The 17,729-nt window shown below is 68.1% G+C and carries 18 protein-coding genes and 1 tRNA gene; 7 read left to right on the forward strand and 12 right to left on the reverse strand.

Going from position 1 to position 17,729, the window contains the following annotated elements:
• The first annotated feature begins 53 nt into the window (after positions 1-53).
• The 3 genes from ABC319_RS17415 to guaA all read left to right on the forward strand — a co-directional run bounded on the left by ABC319_RS17415 (position 54) and on the right by guaA (position 3,420).
• On the forward strand, positions 54-1,118 hold the full coding sequence (locus ABC319_RS17415; protein ID WP_413071432.1) for a DNA-directed RNA polymerase subunit alpha: 1,065 nt from the start codon (positions 54-56) through the stop codon (positions 1,116-1,118).
• A 230-nt stretch (positions 1,119-1,348) separates the two neighbouring features.
• On the forward strand, positions 1,349-1,774 hold the full coding sequence (rplQ, locus tag ABC319_RS17420) for a 50S ribosomal protein L17 (protein WP_413071433.1): 426 nt from the start codon (positions 1,349-1,351) through the stop codon (positions 1,772-1,774).
• Positions 1,775-1,866: 92 nt separating this feature from the next.
• Positions 1,867-3,420, forward strand: a complete 1,554-nt coding sequence (guaA, locus tag ABC319_RS17425; RefSeq protein WP_413071434.1) for a glutamine-hydrolyzing GMP synthase — start codon at positions 1,867-1,869, stop codon at positions 3,418-3,420.
• A gap of 36 nt (positions 3,421-3,456) precedes the next feature.
• Here guaA and ABC319_RS17430 read toward each other — a convergent pair whose 3' ends face one another.
• Both ABC319_RS17430 and ABC319_RS17435 read right to left on the reverse strand, forming a co-directional pair.
• On the reverse strand, positions 3,457-4,038 hold the full coding sequence (locus ABC319_RS17430) for a hypothetical protein (RefSeq protein ID WP_413071435.1): 582 nt from the start codon (positions 4,036-4,038) through the stop codon (positions 3,457-3,459).
• A 50-nt stretch (positions 4,039-4,088) separates the two neighbouring features.
• Positions 4,089-4,165: transfer RNA gene (locus ABC319_RS17435), tRNA-Arg, on the reverse strand.
• 51 nt (positions 4,166-4,216) lie between these two features.
• Between ABC319_RS17435 and ABC319_RS17440 the strand changes: the two genes are divergently transcribed.
• Positions 4,217-4,942 (forward strand): queuosine precursor transporter, encoded by a 726-nt coding sequence (locus ABC319_RS17440; protein ID WP_413071436.1) that lies wholly within the window; start codon positions 4,217-4,219, stop codon positions 4,940-4,942.
• A gap of 300 nt (positions 4,943-5,242) precedes the next feature.
• On the opposite strand, the gene purQ is transcribed toward ABC319_RS17440, so the two are convergent.
• From purQ to ABC319_RS17475, 7 genes are all read right to left on the reverse strand, one after another.
• Positions 5,243-5,911 (reverse strand): phosphoribosylformylglycinamidine synthase subunit PurQ, encoded by a 669-nt coding sequence (gene purQ, locus ABC319_RS17445; protein WP_413071437.1) that lies wholly within the window; start codon positions 5,909-5,911, stop codon positions 5,243-5,245.
• Positions 5,908-6,138 (reverse strand): phosphoribosylformylglycinamidine synthase subunit PurS, encoded by a 231-nt coding sequence (gene purS, locus ABC319_RS17450; RefSeq protein WP_413071742.1) that lies wholly within the window; start codon positions 6,136-6,138, stop codon positions 5,908-5,910. The genes purQ and purS overlap by 4 nt, the downstream gene beginning before the upstream one ends.
• Positions 6,138-6,917 (reverse strand): phosphoribosylaminoimidazolesuccinocarboxamide synthase, encoded by a 780-nt coding sequence (gene purC / locus ABC319_RS17455; RefSeq protein ID WP_413071438.1) that lies wholly within the window; start codon positions 6,915-6,917, stop codon positions 6,138-6,140. Before purC ends, purS begins: the two co-directional genes overlap by 1 nt.
• Before the next feature lie 104 nt (positions 6,918-7,021).
• Entirely contained in the window at positions 7,022-7,360 is a 339-nt protein-coding gene (locus ABC319_RS17460; RefSeq protein WP_413071743.1) for a type II toxin-antitoxin system RelE/ParE family toxin, read from the reverse strand.
• 2 nt (positions 7,361-7,362) lie between these two features.
• Positions 7,363-7,638: a type II toxin-antitoxin system Phd/YefM family antitoxin gene (locus ABC319_RS17465; protein ID WP_413071439.1), complete on the reverse strand. Its 276-nt coding sequence runs from the start codon at positions 7,636-7,638 to the stop codon at positions 7,363-7,365.
• A 56-nt stretch (positions 7,639-7,694) separates the two neighbouring features.
• On the reverse strand, positions 7,695-8,909 hold the full coding sequence (gene kynU / locus ABC319_RS17470) for a kynureninase (RefSeq protein ID WP_413071440.1): 1,215 nt from the start codon (positions 8,907-8,909) through the stop codon (positions 7,695-7,697).
• The gene (locus ABC319_RS17475) at positions 8,906-9,793 is read right to left on the reverse strand and encodes an alpha/beta hydrolase (protein ID WP_413071441.1); all 888 of its coding nucleotides are present in this window, start codon (positions 9,791-9,793) and stop codon (positions 8,906-8,908) included. Before ABC319_RS17475 ends, kynU begins: the two co-directional genes overlap by 4 nt.
• Before the next feature lie 275 nt (positions 9,794-10,068).
• Between ABC319_RS17475 and parC the strand changes: the two genes are divergently transcribed.
• From parC to ABC319_RS17490, 3 genes are all read left to right on the forward strand, one after another.
• Positions 10,069-12,315, forward strand: a complete 2,247-nt coding sequence (parC, locus tag ABC319_RS17480; RefSeq protein ID WP_413071744.1) for a DNA topoisomerase IV subunit A — start codon at positions 10,069-10,071, stop codon at positions 12,313-12,315.
• Between the two features lie 555 nt (positions 12,316-12,870).
• Entirely contained in the window at positions 12,871-13,299 is a 429-nt protein-coding gene (locus tag ABC319_RS17485; protein WP_413071442.1) for a hypothetical protein, read from the forward strand.
• 394 nt (positions 13,300-13,693) lie between these two features.
• The gene (locus ABC319_RS17490; RefSeq protein WP_413071443.1) at positions 13,694-15,391 is read left to right on the forward strand and encodes a putative bifunctional diguanylate cyclase/phosphodiesterase; all 1,698 of its coding nucleotides are present in this window, start codon (positions 13,694-13,696) and stop codon (positions 15,389-15,391) included.
• Here the strand turns inward: ABC319_RS17490 and ABC319_RS17495 are convergent.
• The 3 genes from ABC319_RS17495 to ABC319_RS17505 are packed head-to-tail and all read right to left on the reverse strand — an operon-like array spanning position 15,388 to position 17,728.
• On the reverse strand, positions 15,388-16,578 hold the full coding sequence (locus ABC319_RS17495; protein WP_413071444.1) for a CCA tRNA nucleotidyltransferase: 1,191 nt from the start codon (positions 16,576-16,578) through the stop codon (positions 15,388-15,390). The genes ABC319_RS17490 and ABC319_RS17495 overlap by 4 nt on opposite strands.
• Entirely contained in the window at positions 16,575-17,165 is a 591-nt protein-coding gene (locus ABC319_RS17500) for a CoA pyrophosphatase (protein ID WP_413071445.1), read from the reverse strand. Before ABC319_RS17500 ends, ABC319_RS17495 begins: the two co-directional genes overlap by 4 nt.
• On the reverse strand, positions 17,162-17,728 hold the full coding sequence (locus ABC319_RS17505; protein WP_413071446.1) for a DUF1285 domain-containing protein: 567 nt from the start codon (positions 17,726-17,728) through the stop codon (positions 17,162-17,164). Before ABC319_RS17505 ends, ABC319_RS17500 begins: the two co-directional genes overlap by 4 nt.
• Position 17,729: the final 1 nt, after the last annotated feature.

Genomic DNA, 17,729 nt, shown 5'->3' on the forward strand with positions numbered 1-17,729 from the left:
CCAAGCTATATCAGAGGCCGGCGCCCCACCGGCCTCCAACCCAGGGGAACCCCGTGGCTGTCAACGCAAAGAACTGGCAGGAACTCAAAAAGCCGAACGGCCTGGAGAAAAAGGGCGGTGACGGCAAGCGCAAGGCGACTTTCGTCGCCGAGCCGCTGGAGCGTGGCTTCGGCCTGACGCTCGGCAATGCGCTGCGCCGCGTGCTGCTCTCCTCGCTCCAGGGCGCGGCGGTGACGTCGATCAAGATCGAGAACGTCCTGCATGAGTTCTCCAGCCTCGCCGGCGTGCGCGAGGACGTGACGGACATCGTCCTGAACGTAAAGCAGATCGCGATCCGCATGCAGGGCGAAGGCCCGAAGCGCCTCCAGCTGTCGGCCACCGGCCCCGGCGAGGTGAAGGCGGGCGACATCGCCGTGTCCGGCGACATCGAGGTCATGAACAAGGACCTGGTGATCTGCCATCTCGACGAGGGCGCGACCTTCAACATGGAGCTGACCGCGGATGTCGGTAAGGGCTATGTGCCCGCCACTGCCAACCGTCCGGCCGATGCGCCGATCGGGCTGATCCCGGTCGACGCGCTCTACTCGCCGGTACGTCAGGTGTCGTACAAGGTCGATCCGACCCGCGTCGGACAGGACCTCGATTACGACAAGCTGACGCTGACGATCGAGACCGACGGCACCGTCACGCCCGAGGACGCGGTGGGCTACGCCGGCCGCATCCTGCAGGACCAGCTCGCGCTGTTCGTCCACTTCGACGACTCGTCGGTCACCCGTTCGGCCCCGATCGGCCAGGCGGCGGTGCCGGCGGCCGGTGCGGAGCCTGCGGGCGACACCCAGCAGATCAATCGCTACCTCCTGAAGAAGGTGGACGAGCTGGAACTGTCGGTGCGCTCGGCGAACTGCCTGAAGAACGACAACATCATCTATATCGGCGATCTCGTCGGCAAGACCGAGGCAGAGATGCTTCGTACGCCGAACTTCGGCCGCAAGTCCTTGAACGAGATCAAGGAAGTGCTGTCGTCGATGGGGCTGCGGCTGGGCATGGAAATCCCCGGCTGGCCGCCCGAGAACATCGAAGAGATGGCCAAGAAGCTCGAGCAGGAAATCATGGGCTGAGCCGCACGCGGATAGCGGCGCTATCCGCGAGACGGCACTAGTCCGGCCGGCGGGTCGGCTTCCAGCCGATCCGTTCGACGTAGAGGACGCGGCTTTGCCGCGGCCCGGTTGAACACCAGAACGGGTGTGATCTTTTGTGACTGTTCAGGGCAAATGGCGGTGGCCCTTCTACAACACCGCCTGGATCGGGGTACCTTATCCGGCCCCCCTACGAACGAAAAGGATTGATCATGCGTCATCGTGTTGGCGGCCGTAAGCTTCAGCGGACCTCGGCCCACCGCCTCGCCCTGTTCCGCAACATGTCGGCCGCGCTGATCAAGCACGAGCAGATCACGACCACCGTCGCCAAGGCGAAGGAACTGCGTCCCTATATCGAGAAGCTGGTGACGCTGGCGAAGAAGGGTGGCCTGTCCAACCGTCGCCTCGCCCATGCCCGCCTGCTCGACGACGCGCAGCTGGCCAAGCTGTTCGACGTGATCGCGACCCGCTATGCCGACCGCAATGGCGGCTATACCCGCATCATCAAGGCCGGCCCGCGCCAGTCGGATGCCTCGCCGATGGCGATCATCGAGTTCGTCGACCGCGACGTCTCGGCCAAGGGTCAGGATTCGGGCCCGGTCATGAACGACGACGAGGATTACGACGCCGTCGCCTGATCGGCGCCGTCGATCGCCTGCCAAGGGCCGCGTCTTCCATCCGGAAGGCGCGGCCTCTTTCGTTATCGGCCGCATCTCGCTATCGCGCCGCGATGGAACACCCCGACAGCATCCTCATCGTCGATTTCGGCAGCCAGGTGACGCAGCTGATCGCGCGCCGCATCCGCGAGGCGGGTGTCTATAGCGAGATCGCCCCCTTCCAGTCCGCGGACGAGGCGTTCGCCCGGCTGGCGCCCAAGGGCATCGTCCTGTCGGGCGGCCCCGCCTCGGTGGTCGATGAAGACAGCCCGCGCATCCCCCAGGCGATCCTCGACAGCGGCTTGCCGATCCTGGGCATCTGCTACGGCCAGCAGGCGCTGACCGCACAGCTCGGCGGCCGGGTCGAGAAGGGAATGGGCGGCGAGTTCGGCGAGGCGTTCATCGACATCGGCGCACCCTGCGCGCTGTTCGACGGCCTGTGGGCGGAGGGCGAGCGGCACCAGGTATGGATGAGCCACGGCGACCACGTCGCCGAACTCGCCCCCGGCTTCCGCGTCGTCGCCACCAGCCGCGGCGCACCCTTTGCCATCATCGCCGACGATGCCCGCCGCATCTATGCCATGCAGTTCCATCCGGAGGTCGTCCACACGCCCGACGGATCGCGACTGATCGCCAACTTCGCCCGGCACGTCTGTGGCCTTGTCGGTGACTGGAGCATGGCGGAGTTCCGGGCCGCCAAGATCGCCGAGATCCGCGAGCAGGTCGGTTCGGCCAAAGTGATCTGCGGCCTGTCCGGCGGGGTCGATTCGTCGGTGGCGGCGCTGCTGATCCACGAGGCGATCGGCGATCAGCTGACCTGCGTCTTCGTCGATGGCGGTATCCTGCGCCAGGGCGAGGCGGAGCAGGTGGTCGGCCTCTTCCGCGGCCATTACAACATCCCGCTGGTCCATGTCGAAGCGCAGACGCTGTTCATGAGCGGCCTTGCCGGCGTCACCGATCCGGAAGCCAAGCGCAAGTTCATTGGCAAGACCTTCATCGACGTCTTCGAGGCGGAGGCGAGGAAGATTGGCGGGGCCGAGTTTCTGGCGCAGGGGACGCTGTATCCGGACGTCATCGAGAGCGTGAGCTTCACCGGCGGGCCATCGGTGACGATCAAGAGCCATCACAATGTCGGCGGCCTGCCCGAGCGGATGAACATGAAGCTGGTCGAGCCGCTGCGCGAGCTGTTCAAGGACGAGGTCCGCGCCCTCGGGCGGGAACTGGGGCTGCCCGACATCTTCGTCGGGCGGCACCCGTTCCCCGGCCCCGGCCTGGCGATCCGCATTCCCGGCGAGGTTACGACCGAACGCTGCGACATCCTGCGAAAGGCGGACGCCATCTATCTGGAAGAGATCAGGAATGCAGGCCTGTACGACGCCATCTGGCAGGCGTTCGCAGTGCTGCTGCCGGTCCGCACCGTCGGCGTGATGGGCGATGCGCGGACCTACGACTCGGTGCTGGCACTGCGGGCGGTGACCTCGGTCGACGGGATGACGGCACAGGCCTTCTCGTTCCCGGGCGACTTCCTGCCGCGCGTCGCGACGCGGATCATCAACGAGGTGAAGGGCGTCAACCGGGTGGTCTACGACTATACGTCGAAGCCGCCGGGCACGATCGAGTGGGAGTGACCGGGGATCAGCGCGGCATCAGCGACGGTCGGTCCTCTAGGCCTGCCGGTCATGATGTGAGCGCCAGTCGGCGAGAGCGATGCGATAATCGCGATCGGCGCGGTCGCGACGGGCGGTAAGCCGGTCCAGCTCTCGGGCGTGATCGCGCTCGACCTGGCGACGATGGCGGGCCAGAAGCGCCTCCTGCGCCGAGAGTTCGCGCTGCTCGTGATCGAACCGGGCCTGTGCCTCTGTCATGGCGGCCTCTGCCTCGTCGAGCGTTTCCCTATCGGGTCGGGGCGGCGGGGGCGGCGTAGCAGGCGGCTTTTCGGTGACGCGCCGCGGCTGGGCCGTATCCGGCTGTCGCTTCGGCTTCTCCGGTGGACGGGACGGTGGCGGCGGGGCGGCGGCCAGCTGCTCGGCCGCCGATCCGCGCGATTTGCGGATGACCACCCCCGGCTGGGCGAGCGGCTCGGCGGACAGGGCAGGGTCGGTCACCAGCTCGGCGATGCCGCGGGCGAACAGGTCGCGGTCCGAGCCCCAGGCGGCGAGCGCCGCCTTTCGGCTGGGAGCCGCGACATAGGCGTCATGGAAGCCGATCGGGGTCCGAAAGACCTTGAGCCTGGGAGACCGCGCCATGCCGACACCACGCGGCAGGCACGCTTCGGTTCCGCCGAAGCTGCAAGGATTGGCGCGCCCGGCTGGATTCGAACCAGCGACCACAAGCTTAGAAGGCTCGTGCTCTATCCAACTGAGCTACGGGCGCGTGCCGATCGGGAGTTAGCGCGGATTGCCCGGCGACGGAACCGGGATCATAATGCCCGCCATGACAAAGGGCGAGCGGCGGGGCATCGATTTCCGCTATTACGATCTGGTGATGGCGGCGTTCGTCGCCATCCTGCTGCTGTCGAACGTGATCGGCGCTGGCAAGGTCGCGACGGTGCCGCTGCCGCTGATCGGGGATTGGCCGTTCGGGGCGGGTATCCTGTTCTTTCCGTTGAGTTACGTTATCGGCGACGTGTTGACCGAGGTATATGGCTATGCCCGGGCGCGGCGGGTGATCTGGGCCGGGACGGCGGCGGTGCTGTTCATGGCGCTGATGAGCTGGATCGTCGTCGCACTGCCGCCGGCGCCTGGATGGACCAACCAGAGCGCATACGAGGCGGTGTTCGGGCAGGTGCCCCGGATCGTTCTGGCGAGCGTCTGCGCCTTCTGGGCGGGCGAGTTCGTCAACGCGTACGTGATGGCGCGCATGAAGATCTGGACGGGCGGGCGCCACCTGTGGTCGCGGACGATCGGATCGACCGTGGTGGGGCAGGGGGTCGACAGCCTGATCTTCTACCCGCTGGCGTTCCTGGGCGCACCGGGATGGACGAGCGGGCTGGTGGTGGTGGTGCTGTTCACGCAATGGGCGCTGAAAGTCGGGTGGGAGGTGCTGCTGACCCCGGTCACCTATCTGGTCGTCGGCGCGCTGAAGCGGGCCGAGGGGGTCGAGATATTCGACGAGGATACCGACTTCACGCCGTTCCGGGCGCGGGTCTGAGCGCGGAAGGTAAGGCTAAGGTAAGGCATAAATCGATGTGGCGCGAAGGACCGACGCGACGCTTCGTGCGATCGATCGCGTCACCGGCATGCATGTCAAAGAACATGGCCGTGGGTACGGGAAATCGACAGTGTAGGACAGGTTTGTCCAGTGCATCGCTCGACAGCAGAGAGAAGGGCCGACCAGCGCCGTCGGCTGAGACGTCGCTCCGGATCGGCCATGGGCGCCGTCACCCGGCCAGACGGGATCGGTCGCCCCGGGCAGGTGGCCCGGCCCCGCTCGCTCGGGAGGCCCGCGGGATCAGGCGGCGATCGTTTCCATCAGGCCTTCGAACAGGCGACGACCGTCGGTGCCGCCGTGCGCGGCCTCGACCCGGCGTTCGGGGTGGGGCATCATGCCGAGCACGTTGCCCGCGTCATTGAGGATGCCTGCGATGTTGCGGGCGGAGCCGTTGACGGTGGCGGCGTAGCGGAAGGCGACGCGGCCTTCTCCCTCCAGCCGGTCGAGCGTCGCGGCATCGGCAAAGTAGTTGCCGTCGTGGTGCGCGACGGGGAAGCTGACCGTCTCGCCCTGCGCGTAGAGGCGGGTGAAGGCGCTGTCGGCATTCTCGACGACCAGCGACGCGTCGCGGCAGACGAAGGAGAGCTGTTCGTTGCGCATCAGCGCGCCGGGCAGCAGCCCCGCCTCGGTCAGGACCTGGAAGCCGTTGCAGACGCCGAGCACCGGCAAGCCGCGGCCCGCCGCCTCGACGACGGCGCGCATCACCGGCGAGCGCGCGGCGATGGCGCCGGCACGGAGATAGTCGCCATAGGAGAAGCCGCCGGGAACGGCGACCAGGCCGATGCCATCGGGCAGCGATGCCTCCGCATGCCAGACCATCGCGGGCGCGGTGCCCGTCACCTGCTCCAGCGCGACGGCGATGTCGCGGTCGCAGTTCGAGCCGGGGAAGACGAGGACCGCGGTCTTCATGCGCGCTCGATCCGGAAATTCTCGATGACGGTGTTGGCGAGCAGCTGGCGGCACATCGCCTCGACCGTGGCATCGTCGGTGCCGTCGGCAACCTGCATTTCGATCAGGCGGCCGACGCGCACGTCCTCCACCCCGCCAAAGCCGAGCGAGCCGAGCGCGTGGTGGATGGCGCGGCCCTGCGGATCGAGCACGCCGGGCTTCAGCGTGACATAGACCTTCAGCTTCATCACTTACCCCGCTTCTTGCGATGGCTGTCGAGGTCGAGCACCGCGGTTTCCTCGCCCTCCGGCATAAGGCCGAGGCGGCGGGCAACCTCTTGATAAGCCTCTGCTTCCCCGCCCAGATCGCGGCGGAAGCGATCCTTGTCGAGCTTTTCGCCCGAGGCCATGTCCCACAGGCGGCAGCCATCGGGGCTGATCTCGTCGGCCAGGATGATGCGGCCGTAATCATCGTCCCACACCCGGCCGAATTCGAGCTTGAAGTCGACCAGGCGGATGCCGACGCCGGCGAACAGGCCACACAGGAAATCGTTCACGCGGATCGCCAGATCGGCGATGTCGTGCATCTCGTCCTGGCTGGCCCAGCCGAAGCAGGCGATGTGCTCCTCGGAGACCATCGGATCGCCGAGCGCATCGTCCTTGTAGTAATATTCGATGATCGTGCGGGGCAGCTTCGTCCCCTCCTCGATCCCCAGCCGCTTCGACAGCGAACCGGCGGCGACGTTGCGCACGACGACCTCGATCGGCACGATCTCAACCTGGCGAACCAGTTGCTCGCGCATGTTGAGACGGCGGATGAAGTGCGTCGGCACGCCGATATGATCGAGCAGGGTGAACACATGCTCGGAAATGCGATTGTTCAGCACCCCCTTGCCGTTGATCGTGCCCTTTTTCTGCGCGTTGAACGCGGTGGCATCATCCTTGAAATACTGGATGATCGTGCCCGGCTCGGGACCCTCGTAGAGGATCTTGGCCTTGCCCTCGTAGATCTGGCGGCGGCGAGCCATCGGGTTCCCTTCGGAAACGGGTGAACCGACACCGCAAGCGGAGTGCGCGCGGGCCGGGCCTGGAATGAGGTCGCGCCTATAGGGGAAGGGCGCGGGGGGTGCAATCAGGTGGTGGCGTGCGGACTGACGATGCGGGCATGGAGCAGCGCCTGCATGTCGCGGCGGCCATCGGCGATCAGCGGGATGGACACCGCGCCGGGCAGCACGCTGTAGACGATGCGGTAGCGACCGAGCAGGGTCTGGCGAAAGCCGCATTGCCCGGCATCCATCAACTCCCGGGGGCGGCTGCCCCGGTCGGGGAAGGAGGCCAGGCTGTCGACGCAGTCCAGCAAGGATGTGAAGAAGTCCTCTGCCTCGTCGCGACCACGGTGCTCCGCGATGTAAGCGGCGATCTCGCGTGCATCCTGGAGAGCGGCGGGAGTAAGCTTGACGCCGTACCGCATGGTCAACGCGTCAGGATCTCGTCACGCAGTCCTTCCAGCGCTTCACGGGCAGGAAGTACCCGGCCCGTTCGGACATCCTCCATGCCGAGCGCCAGGATCTTGAGCAGCGCCAGTGTCTCCTGCGTGCGTTCGTACTCGCGGACGTCCTGGAGCACCGCCTTCGCCTCGCCGTTCTGGGTGATGACGATCGGCGCGCCGCCGTCGTTCAGTTCGGCAATGATTTCAGCGGCGTTCGCCTTGACGTAGCTGATCGGCTTGATCTGGGTGGACAGGCGCATGATCATCTCCGGACCGAATATGGTCCTTATATAGGATGTTTCCCCGTCAAGGGCAATCAGGTGACCGCCTGTCGCTGCCGATATTCGGGGGCCATGTAGCTGCCGCTCGCGATCACATCGCACAGGATTTCGCCGGCCTTCGCCACGTCTTCGTGGCTGAGATAGAGGGGCGTGATGCCGAGGCGGAGGATGTCGGGATCGCGGAAATCGCCGATGACGCCGCGGGCGATCAGCGCCTGGGTGAGGGCGTGGGCGTGGGGGTGGCGGAAGCTGATGTGGCTGCCGCGGTCGCTTGGATCGGTGGGGGTGACGCAGTCGAGCCCGGCGGCGGCACCGGCGGCGGCGAGGATGTTCCAGAGGCTTGCGCTTTTGGCCCACAGGGCATCGCGGTCGACCGCTGCCCACAGGTCGAGCCCGGCCTCCAGCGCGGCCATGGCGAGCATCGGCGGGGTGCCGGCGAGCCAACGTTTCATCCCCGGTGCAGGCGCGTAAGCATCGGAAAAGGCGAAAGGTTCGGCGTGCCCCATCCAGCCGGACAGCGGGCTTGCCAGACGATCCTGCCAGCGGCGGGCGACGTAGCAGAAGGCGGGCGCGCCGGGGCCGCCGTTCAGGTATTTATAGGTGCAGCCGACCGCCAGATCGGCACCCGCGCCCGTCAGGTCGATGGGAACGGCGCCGACCGAGTGACTGAGATCCCACAGGATTATCGCGCCGGCCGCATGGGCGGCGCGGGTGAGGGCGGGCATGTCGAACCGCTCGGCGGTCTTGTAGTGGACATGGGTGAGGAGGACGACGGCGACCCGGTCGTCGAGTGCGTCGACGATGCCGCCCCGCTGGACGACGCGGAGGGTGGCGCCGGGACTCGCGGCGACGACGCCCTCCGCGATGTGGAGGTCGGTGGGGAAGTTGCCGGCCTCGCTGAGGATGACCGTCCGTTGAGGATCGATGCGAAGACCGGCCGACAGGAGCTTGTAAAGATTGGCCGATGTGGAGTCGCCGACGATCACCTCGTCCGCATCCGCGCCGATCAGCGGGGCGATCTTCGCACCCAGCCGGACGGGCGCATCGATCCAGCCCTCGTTCCAGCTGCGGATCAGGCGGTCACCCCATTGGCGCTGCACCATGTCGTCCATCGCCGCCACGGTGGCGCGGGGAAGGGGGCCGAGCGAGTTGCCGTCGAGATAGATGATGCCGTCCGGAATCGCGAAGCGATCGCGGTAGCGGGCGAGCGGATCGGCCGCGTCAAGTGTACGTTGATCGTCAATGTTCACTTGACGGACTCCATGATCAGGCGGCGGGCGGCGGCCCAGGCGGCGGTGTCGGGGGCGATCAGCTCGACATGGCCGGTCGCGGGGACGGTGTGGAGCGTCGCGCGGTCGCCGGCGGCGGTCGCGCGGGCGACATAGTCGGTCGCGAGGCGATAGGGGATGATCCGGTCCTCGCGCCCGTTGACCAGATCCTGGCGGACGCCGAGCGGGAGGAGCGGCGGGATCGAGGTGTCGGCGAAGCGATCGGGCCGGTCGCCGGTCAGGCGGGCGACGACCGCGGTGCCGCAGCCATTGTCGGGGCTGGCCTCGGTCGCGGCGAGATCGGGCAGGCCGCCCAGCACGATCGCACGGGCGATCGGCAGCGGATCGGCGGTGCGCAGTGGACTGGCGGCGGGCAGGCGCGGGCGGGCGGCGAGCCAGAGCGCGAGGTGGCCGCCGGCGGAATGGCCGACCGCGACGGTGCGGCGAAGGTCGAGCCCGAGGGCGGACGCGTCGGTGCGCAGCCGGTCGGCGGCCGCGGCGACGTCGCGGAAGGTGCCGGGATAGCCGCCGCCGGCGCGGTCGACGCCGCGATACTCGATGTTCCAGACGGCAACGCCGTGGCGGCGCAGATCGTCGGCGATCCAGTTCATCAGCGTGCGATCGGCGATGTCGGTCTGCCAGCAGCCGCCATGGACCATGATCGCGACCGGGTGCGGGCCCGCGCCGTCGGGCAGCCAGAGATCGACCACCTGCAGCGCGTCGTCGCCGTAAGCGATCGTGCGGGTGGGCGCGGGGCGCGGGCGGCTCTTCAGGTCGGGCCAGGTCAGGAGCGGCTTCGGCAGGTCGGCGGCCATGGCGGGTCCGGGCAGGAGAAGGGCGGTCAGGGCGAGAAGGCGAATCGGCATGGGGCGTGGGTAGCATTGTCGTCATCGCCGCGCAGGCGGGGATCCATGGACGCCGGGGTTTGGGAGGAGCCGTGACGTCTGCGTGTAGATCCCCGCCTGCGCGGGGATGACCATGGGAATATGTCGAGTCCGCCCCGGGCCGACCCACCCCCAGCCCCTCCCTTGTCCAGGGAGGGGAGAGGGAAACGTTCAGGCCGCGACTTGCCCTGTCGTAGGCAGCGGGAAGCGGTGCGATCCTTGCCCTTGGCGGACAGATCGCTATGACGACGGAACATATGGCGACCGACCTCACCGGCCCCGACACGCCGATCGGCATCTTCGACGCTCCGTTCGACTCCGCCCTGTCGGAGCGGTACCTGGTCTATGCGCTGTCGACGATCACGGCGCGGTCGCTGCCCGATGTGCGCGACGGGCTGAAGCCGGTGCACCGGCGGCTGCTGTGGGCGATGCGGCTGCTGCGGCTGGACCCGGCATCGGGGTACAAGAAGTGCGCGCGCGTCGTCGGCGACGTGATCGGCAAATATCATCCGCACGGCGACCAGTCGGTCTACGACGCGATGGTGCGGCTGGCGCAGGATTTCGCGCTCCGGTACCCGCTGGTCGACGGGCAGGGCAATTTCGGCAACATCGACGGGGATAACGCCGCCGCGTACCGCTATACCGAGGCGCGGCTGACCCAGGTCGCGATCGACCTGATGGATGGCCTGGACGAGCAGGCCGTCGATTACCGCCCCACCTATAACGGCGAGGAGCAGGAGCCGGAGCTGTTCCCCGGCATGTTCCCCAACCTGCTGGCCAATGGCGCCAGCGGGATCGCTGTGGGCATGGCGACGAGCATCCCGCCGCACAACGCCGCCGAGCTGCTGGACGCGGCCATCGCGCTGGTCGACGATCCGGCGGCCGACGTGATGGCGCATGTGACCGGCCCGGATTTCCCGACCGGCGGGCTGGTGGTCGATCCGCCGGCGGTGATCGCGGAGAGTTACCGGACGGGACGCGGCAGTTTCCGGGTGCGGGCGCGCTGGTCGGTCGAGAAGGAGAAGGGCGGCGGCTGGCAGGTCGTGGTGTCCGAGATCCCGTACGGCGTGCAGAAGGGCAAGCTGATCGAGCAGATCGCGGCGCTGATCAACGACCGCAAGCTGCCGATCCTGGCCGATGTGCGCGACGAATCGGATGCCGAGGTGCGCATCGTGCTGGAGCCGCGCAGCCGCACGGTCGATACGTCGGTGCTGATGGACGGGCTGTTCCGGCTGACCGAGCTGGAAACGCGGGTGCCGCTGAACCTGAACGTGCTGGACAAGGAACGCACGCCGCGGGTGATGAGCCTGCGCGACGCACTGTACGCGTGGGTCGAGCATCAGTTCGTGGTGCTGGAGCGGCGCACGCGCCACCGGCTGGACAAGATCGCCGACCGGATCGAGCTGCTCGACGGATATCTGATCGCGTACCTGAACCTGGACCGCGTGATCGAGATCATCCGGACCGAGGACGAGCCCAAGCAGGTGATGATCGCCGAATTCGCGCTGACCGACCGGCAGGCCGAGGCGATCCTGAACATGCGACTGCGCAGCCTGCGACGGCTGGAAGAGTTCGAGATCCGCAAGGAGCGCGACGGGCTGGACAAGGAACGCCAGAAGCTGGCCGCCCTGCTCGACAGCCCGGCCAGGCAGAAGACGCGGATGAAGCGCGATATGGAGAAGATCCGCGACCGCTATGGCCCCGACACGCCGCTGGGCAAGCGGCGGACGACGATCGAGGAGGCGGCGCCGACCCGCGACATCCCGCTGGAGGCGATGATCGAGCGCGAGCCGATCACCGTCATCCTGTCGCAGCGCGGCTGGATCCGGGCGATGCGCGGGCATGTCGATCTGGCATCAGCCGAGACGCTGAAGTTCAAGGAGGGCGACGGCCCCGCCTTCGCGTTCCACGCGCAGACGACCGACAAGCTGCTGCTGGCCGCGGAGAATGGCCGGTTCTATACGCTGGGCGCCGACAAGCTGCCGGGCGGTCGCGGCTTCGGCGAGCCGGTGCGGGCGATGATCGATCTGGAGGGGCAGACCGGGATCGTCGCGTTGCTGCCCGCCAGCCGCACCGCGCGGCTGTTGCTGGTGGCGAGCGACGGGCGCGGCTTCATCGTGCCGGTGGCCGAGACGATCGCCGAAACGCGCAAGGGCAAGACGGTGATGACGCCGCGCACCGGCGCGAAGCTGAAGATCGTCCGCCCGGTGCTGGCGGCGCACGATTACGTCGCGGCGATCGGCGACAACCGCAAGATGCTGGTCTTCCCGATCGCCGAACTGGTCGAGATGACGCGCGGACAGGGGCTGCAGCTGCAGCGATATCACGACGGCGGCCTGTCGGACGCGATGACGTTCGTGTTCGCCGACGGGATCAACTGGACGATGGGCGGCGACAGCGGCCGGGTGCGGACCGAGACCGACCTGTCGGCGTGGCGCGCGGCACGCGGCGCGGCGGGCCGGATGCCGCCGACCGGGTTCCCGCGGGATAATCGCTTCGGGTGAACGGGCGGCGCGGCAGGCGCGGGCGGTGGTGGATCGGGGGCCGGCTGATGGCGGGCATGTTGCAATGTTGGCGAGCTTCGCGCGACCTGCGTCGGCAAGCCGCATCGCGTCTCCGTTTGCCACGACGACAGACTCCGGCCGAACCAACGTCGACCGTTTCCGCCCAATCTGCGGCTCGTCCGTCCTTTATGACGTTGGAATGCGTTCCGGCATGATCTCCGTTCCGACATGAGCATTCGCATCTGTTGCCTTTGCTTTGCCCATGGTTCAGGTGTTCAAGCAGCGGCGCGTAGCTTGGTGTACGGTCAACGGAGAGTAGGCGGTGGTTCCCTCAGGAAATGGTGAACTGGAAATGACAGCTATGGGTGATTTATGCCCATCGCGATAAACCGGTTGCTTAAAATTTAACCGTTGAGACGCCAAGCTTCAGTTATGACGACTAGAACACCGCTTTGGGATTCCATCCGCAATATTTTCGATCGCGGCCGGAATTATCTAGCAACAGGGTCGCTCCTGTTTTGCCGCAGGCCAGCATCACCGAGAATAACCGGCATTATGACGCGCGAGGTATACGATCTGATCGCCGGGCTGGACGATGTCAGGATGATCACTCCGCCGAATCCGCCCCATCTACCTATTGCGACGTTCGAGTTCGAGCGTGCCGGCTACAAATACGAAGTCCAGCTCCAGTCACTCAATGGCTTCCAGGGTGTCGATCCGGGTAGTCGGTATGATACGTCGGTGAGCGTCATCCTTGCTTTATCCCGCTGGCTTATCCCCGATGCTACCACTGAGGAGATGAGCACGCTCAACGCAAAATATTTGAACTGCCGTGCGGTAAAGATTGACGATTTCGTTGAATTCGCTGTCGTTTCGCGTCTGCTGTTTGTTCGTGGACACGAGCGCTCGACGATTAAAGAGATGATCCAGTCTCTCGTTTCCGAAACTGAAGATTTCATTCAGGGCCTTATGTCGTCCCGATAGACTGAGGCGAGCGAAGGTATACGCGACATGTTCGCTATGCGGTAGAGGCACGGGTCCGCAGCGTAATCAGACTGTGCAAGGCGCGGTTGAAGTGGCGTCACCTCCTCCATAGCCGACATTAGAACTTTTCCCGACAATGGAACCTGCGATTGAGTCCCACGGCGTCGATCGCGATGATGGCCGCGTACGGGTCCTGCTTTCCCGGAAGCTGTTCCCGATTGCGCTTTCCTGTGAAGCCGGATTGCGACCGTGAGCGTCCGGGTGCGGGCGGTTCGCTTGTGGCAATGGCGGTTGCACGCGGCGGGCGATCGGAGCTGGCGCGGGCTTGATCCGTGTTTCGCCGGGCGCGGATGCTTTAGGGCATCTTAACAGTGTCGCCGCTACCCGCAGGGTCATGGCCACTGCCTTTTCCGACCTGCCGATCGCGCCCGCGCCGACGCGCGAGGCCGTCGGTCGTGCGCTGGAGATGATCCCGGTGCCGACCGCGCAGATGGTGTGCGAGCAGGGGCGGATGGCGATCCGGGTGGTGAACCGCGCGTACCGGCAGGCGGGGCTGGGCGATGTCGGGCGGACGCCGCTGGAGATGGAGGCCATCGCGGAGCAGGTCGAGCTGCTGTTCGCGTCGGACCGGCTGCGGGTGGATTTCGACTGGAGCTACGGCGAGGCGCTGAACCGGCGCTATTACCGGGTCACCGCGGCGCGGCCGGACGTGCGGATCGACGACCGCTGCTTCGTGACGCTGCTGGACCAAACGGCACGGCTGAACACCGAGCGCAGCCTGAGACGCGAGATGACCACCGACAGCCTGACCGGGCTGCCCAATCGCGAGGGGTTCGGCGAGCAGGTGCCGGGCGAGCCGCGCGAGGGTGGGACTGGGAGTGGGGGCGGGACCGGCGGTACGGCGCAGGCGTGCGCGGTGCTGGTCGTCGACCTGGCGCGGTTCAGCCGGATCAACGCGTGCCTGGGCGGGCTGGCGGGCGACGAGCTGCTGATCACGGTGGCGCGGCGGATCAAGGGGGCGCTGCGCGCGCGCGACACGCTGGCGCGGATCGGCGGCAACGAATTCGGCATCCTGGTGGCGATCGGCAGCGATCCGGCCGAGGCGATGGCGCTGGGCACGCGGGTGCGGCGCGCGCTGTCCAGCCCGTTCCGGCTGACGGAGTACGAGATCGGCGTCGAATGCGCGATGGGGATCGCGTTCGGCAGCACCGGCGACGAGCTGGAAGAGCTGCTGCGCCAGGCGCAGTTCGCGACCAAGCGGGCCAAGACGACCGGCGAGATCGAAACGTACCAGAACCAGGCGTTCGCGATCGCGCGCGCGCAGTTCGGCATGGAGACCGCGCTGCGCCACGCGATCGAGGACCAGCGGCTGCGGCTGGCGTTCCAGCCGATCTGCGACCTGACGACCGGGCGGATCACCTCGTTCGAGGCGCTGGCCCGGTGGACGGCGCGCGACGGGCGCGAGATCTCGCCGGTCGATTTCATCCCGGTGGCCGAGGAATCGGGGCTGATCGTGCCGCTGGGCCGCTGGGCGATGGACGAGGCGGCGCGGACGCTGGCGAGCTGGGACCGCGCGGTCGGCGGCGATTGCGGCGGGCGGGTGGCGGTGAACCTGTCGGCGATCCAGCTGCAGCGCGACGCGGTGGCGCCAATGGTCCGCCGCGCGCTGGACGCGCACCGGCTGGACGGCGGACGCCTCACGCTGGAGCTGACCGAGAGCGCGCTGGTGTGCGAGCCCGACCGGATCGCCGACATCATGTACGCGCTGAAGGACATGGGTGCGACGCTGGCGATGGACGATTTCGGCACGGGCTATTCGAACCTGGGCTATCTGCAGAAGCTGCCGATCGACGTGCTGAAGATCGACCGGTCGTTCGTGACCACGATGCTGGCCGATCGCGACAAGGTGGCGATCGTGCGCGCGGTGCTGGGCCTGGCGAGCGCGCTGGGCATGCAGACGACCGCCGAGGGGGTCGAATCGGTCGAGACGTCGCAGACGCTGGCGGCGCTGGGCTGTACCTATGGCCAGGGATATCTGTTCGCGCGGCCGCTGGAGGCGGATGCGGCGCTGGCGATGCTGCTGGCCGGCTAGAGCGGTTTCTGGCGGCCGGCGATCTCGTCGGCGAGGCGGTCGACGCGGGCAGCGTCCGGGAAGTCCTCGGCGATCCAGCGATCCTCGATCCGGCGAAGCGCGGCGGCGACGGCCGGTCCCTTGTCGAGGCCGCGGGCGACCAGCGCGCCGCCGCCGATCGGCAGCCGCGGCGGGGTGAAATCCACGATCGGCAGCGGATCCTCGCCGGCCAGCAGCAGGCGATCGACCGCGCCGTCGACCCCGGCGCGATAGGCGAGGGCGCGCGGCCCCTCGTTCCCCGGGCCGGCGGTGGCGGCGACGAGGCGGCGGCGCTGCTGGTTGGAGAGCTTCAGCCGGGCGCCGACCCCGTCGGCGGCGGTAGCGGGCAGCAGCGCGGCGAGCCGGCGGATCGCGTCGGGGGCGATGCCGGCGGCCGCTTCGCGCGCGGTGAGCGCGGCGAGGCGGGCGGCGCCGGCAGCGTCGATCTCGGGCAGGACGGCACGCAGGATGCCGGCATCGACCATCAGCGCGACGACCGGCACCGCCGCGCGCGCGACCAGCAGCTTCAGCAGCTCCGCCGCGATCCTCTCCCGCGACAGCGCCATCAGGTCGTTGGCGCGGAGGGCACAGGCGGCCAGCCCCTCCGCGTCGATCGCATCGCCAAAGCGGGCGTGGAAGCGGAAGAAGCGGAGGATGCGCAGGTGATCCTCGGCGATGCGCTGGAGCGGATCGCCGATGAAGCGGACACGGCGTGCGGCCAGATCGTCGAGCCCGCCAAAATAATCGATGACGGTGCCGTCCGCCGGATCGGCGTAGAGCGCGTTCATGGTGAAATCGCGCCGGGCGGCATCGGCGCGCCAGTCGTCGGTGAAGGCGACGACGGCGTGGCGGCCATCGGTGCTGACGTCGCGGCGCAGCGTCGTGACCTCGATCGGGCGACCGTCCAGCACGGCGGTGACGGTGCCATGGGCGATGCCGGTCGGGACGACGCGGATGCCGGCCGCGGCGAGCCGCGCCATTGCCTCGGCCGGCTCGTGGCGGGTCGCGATGTCGACATCGGCGACGTCGATGCCGAGCAGCGTATCGCGCACCGCACCGCCGACGACGCGTGCCTCGCCGGCGGCGGCGCCGAGCGCGGCGGTCAGCCGGTCGAGCCCCGGCCAGTGGCGCCAGGCGGCGTCGGGAAGGGTGACGGGCGGCGTCGTCACGCCCATCGCAGCCGCCGCGACAGGTTGACGAGCATCGCCGCGGTGGCGCCCCAGATGCGCCGCCCGTCCCACGGAATCTCGATGAAGTGCCGCTCCGCCCCGCGCCACATCGCCGAGGCGGCGCGGTGGTTGGCAGGATCAAGGAGATAGGCGAGCGGCACCTCGAACACGCTCGCCACCTCCGCCTCCGACGGGACGAGCGGCAGATCGGGCGGGACGACGCCGATGACGGGCGTGATCTCGAACCCGGTCGCGGTGCGATACCGATCGACGGCGCCGACCAGATCGACCGTGGCGGGCGGCAGCGCGATCTCCTCCTCCGCCTCGCGCAGGGCGGCCTGCAGCACCGTCTCGCCCGGATCGAGCCGGCCGCCGGGAAAGGCGACCTGGCCGGGATGCGCGCGTAGCGATTCGGTCCGCTGGGTCAGGATGATGCCGGGTTCGGCGCGATCGGTGACCGCGACCAGCACGGCGGCGGCGGTGAGCGTGTCGGCACCGCGCAGGGCCAGCTCCGCGACATCGCCGGGCAGCAGGTCGCCCGTATGCACCACGGCGAGCGCGGCGCGCAGCCGATCGGCCAGGGTCACGCGGCGGCCAGTGGGAAGAAGGCGCCGTCGCTCCAGACGCCCGGCGCGCCGCCGTCGTCGTCGACCAGCGCGAGATCGGCGAGTTCGTAATAGACCGGGCGCGCGACCAGCGCCTCCAGCCCGCCACGGACGTGGAGATAGGGGCGGGGTCCGTCCTCTCCCTCGGCGAAGCGCAGCGCGTTGTCCGGCCCGGCGGTGACGAGGTCGCCGGTGTTGAGCTGGAAGGCAAGGCGCATGTCGCGGCCCGTGCCCTCCACCTTCAGCGTCGTGGCGACGAAGGCGGCATCCTCCACCTCGATCGACAGCTTCTCGACCGGGGTGACCAGGACGTGGCTGCCGTCCGGCTCGCGGCGCAGGACGGTGGAGAAGAGGCGGACCATCGCGATGCGGCCGATCGGCGAGCCCTGATGATACCAGGTGCCGTCGCGGGCGATGCGCATCTCGCTGTCGCCGCAGTGCGACGGGTTCCACTGGTCGACCGGGGGCAGGCGCCGCTCCTCGACGAGGCGGGCGATCTGCGCGAGGCTGAGCGAGGCGAGGTCGGGCGGCGGCTCCATCGGCATG

Source organism: Sphingomonas phoenicis, from assembly GCF_047238005.1.
Classification (GTDB): Bacteria; Pseudomonadota; Alphaproteobacteria; order Sphingomonadales; family Sphingomonadaceae; genus Sphingomonas.

Excerpts from the sequence above, each read along its gene's own strand:
- rplQ (WP_413071433.1), top strand. The coding sequence starts at position 1,349 with ATGCGTCATCGTGTTGGCGGCCGTAAGCTTCAGCGGACCTCGGCCCAC.
- guaA (WP_413071434.1), top strand. The coding sequence starts at position 1,867 with ATGGAACACCCCGACAGCATCCTCATCGTCGATTTCGGCAGCCAGGTG.
- ABC319_RS17430 (WP_413071435.1), bottom strand. The coding sequence starts at position 4,038 with ATGGCGCGGTCTCCCAGGCTCAAGGTCTTTCGGACCCCGATCGGCTTC.
- ABC319_RS17440 (WP_413071436.1), top strand. The coding sequence starts at position 4,217 with ATGCCCGCCATGACAAAGGGCGAGCGGCGGGGCATCGATTTCCGCTAT.
- purQ (WP_413071437.1), bottom strand. The coding sequence starts at position 5,911 with ATGAAGACCGCGGTCCTCGTCTTCCCCGGCTCGAACTGCGACCGCGAC.
- purS (WP_413071742.1), bottom strand. The coding sequence starts at position 6,138 with ATGAAGCTGAAGGTCTATGTCACGCTGAAGCCCGGCGTGCTCGATCCG.
- purC (WP_413071438.1), bottom strand. The coding sequence starts at position 6,917 with ATGGCTCGCCGCCGCCAGATCTACGAGGGCAAGGCCAAGATCCTCTAC.
- ABC319_RS17460 (WP_413071743.1), bottom strand. The coding sequence starts at position 7,360 with ATGCGGTACGGCGTCAAGCTTACTCCCGCCGCTCTCCAGGATGCACGC.
- ABC319_RS17465 (WP_413071439.1), bottom strand. The coding sequence starts at position 7,638 with ATGCGCCTGTCCACCCAGATCAAGCCGATCAGCTACGTCAAGGCGAAC.
- ABC319_RS17475 (WP_413071441.1), bottom strand. The coding sequence starts at position 9,793 with ATGCCGATTCGCCTTCTCGCCCTGACCGCCCTTCTCCTGCCCGGACCC.
- parC (WP_413071744.1), top strand. The coding sequence starts at position 10,069 with ATGGCGACCGACCTCACCGGCCCCGACACGCCGATCGGCATCTTCGAC.
- ABC319_RS17485 (WP_413071442.1), top strand. The coding sequence starts at position 12,871 with ATGACGCGCGAGGTATACGATCTGATCGCCGGGCTGGACGATGTCAGG.
- ABC319_RS17490 (WP_413071443.1), top strand. The coding sequence starts at position 13,694 with ATGGCCACTGCCTTTTCCGACCTGCCGATCGCGCCCGCGCCGACGCGC.
- ABC319_RS17505 (WP_413071446.1), bottom strand. The coding sequence starts at position 17,728 with ATGCCGATGGAGCCGCCGCCCGACCTCGCCTCGCTCAGCCTCGCGCAG.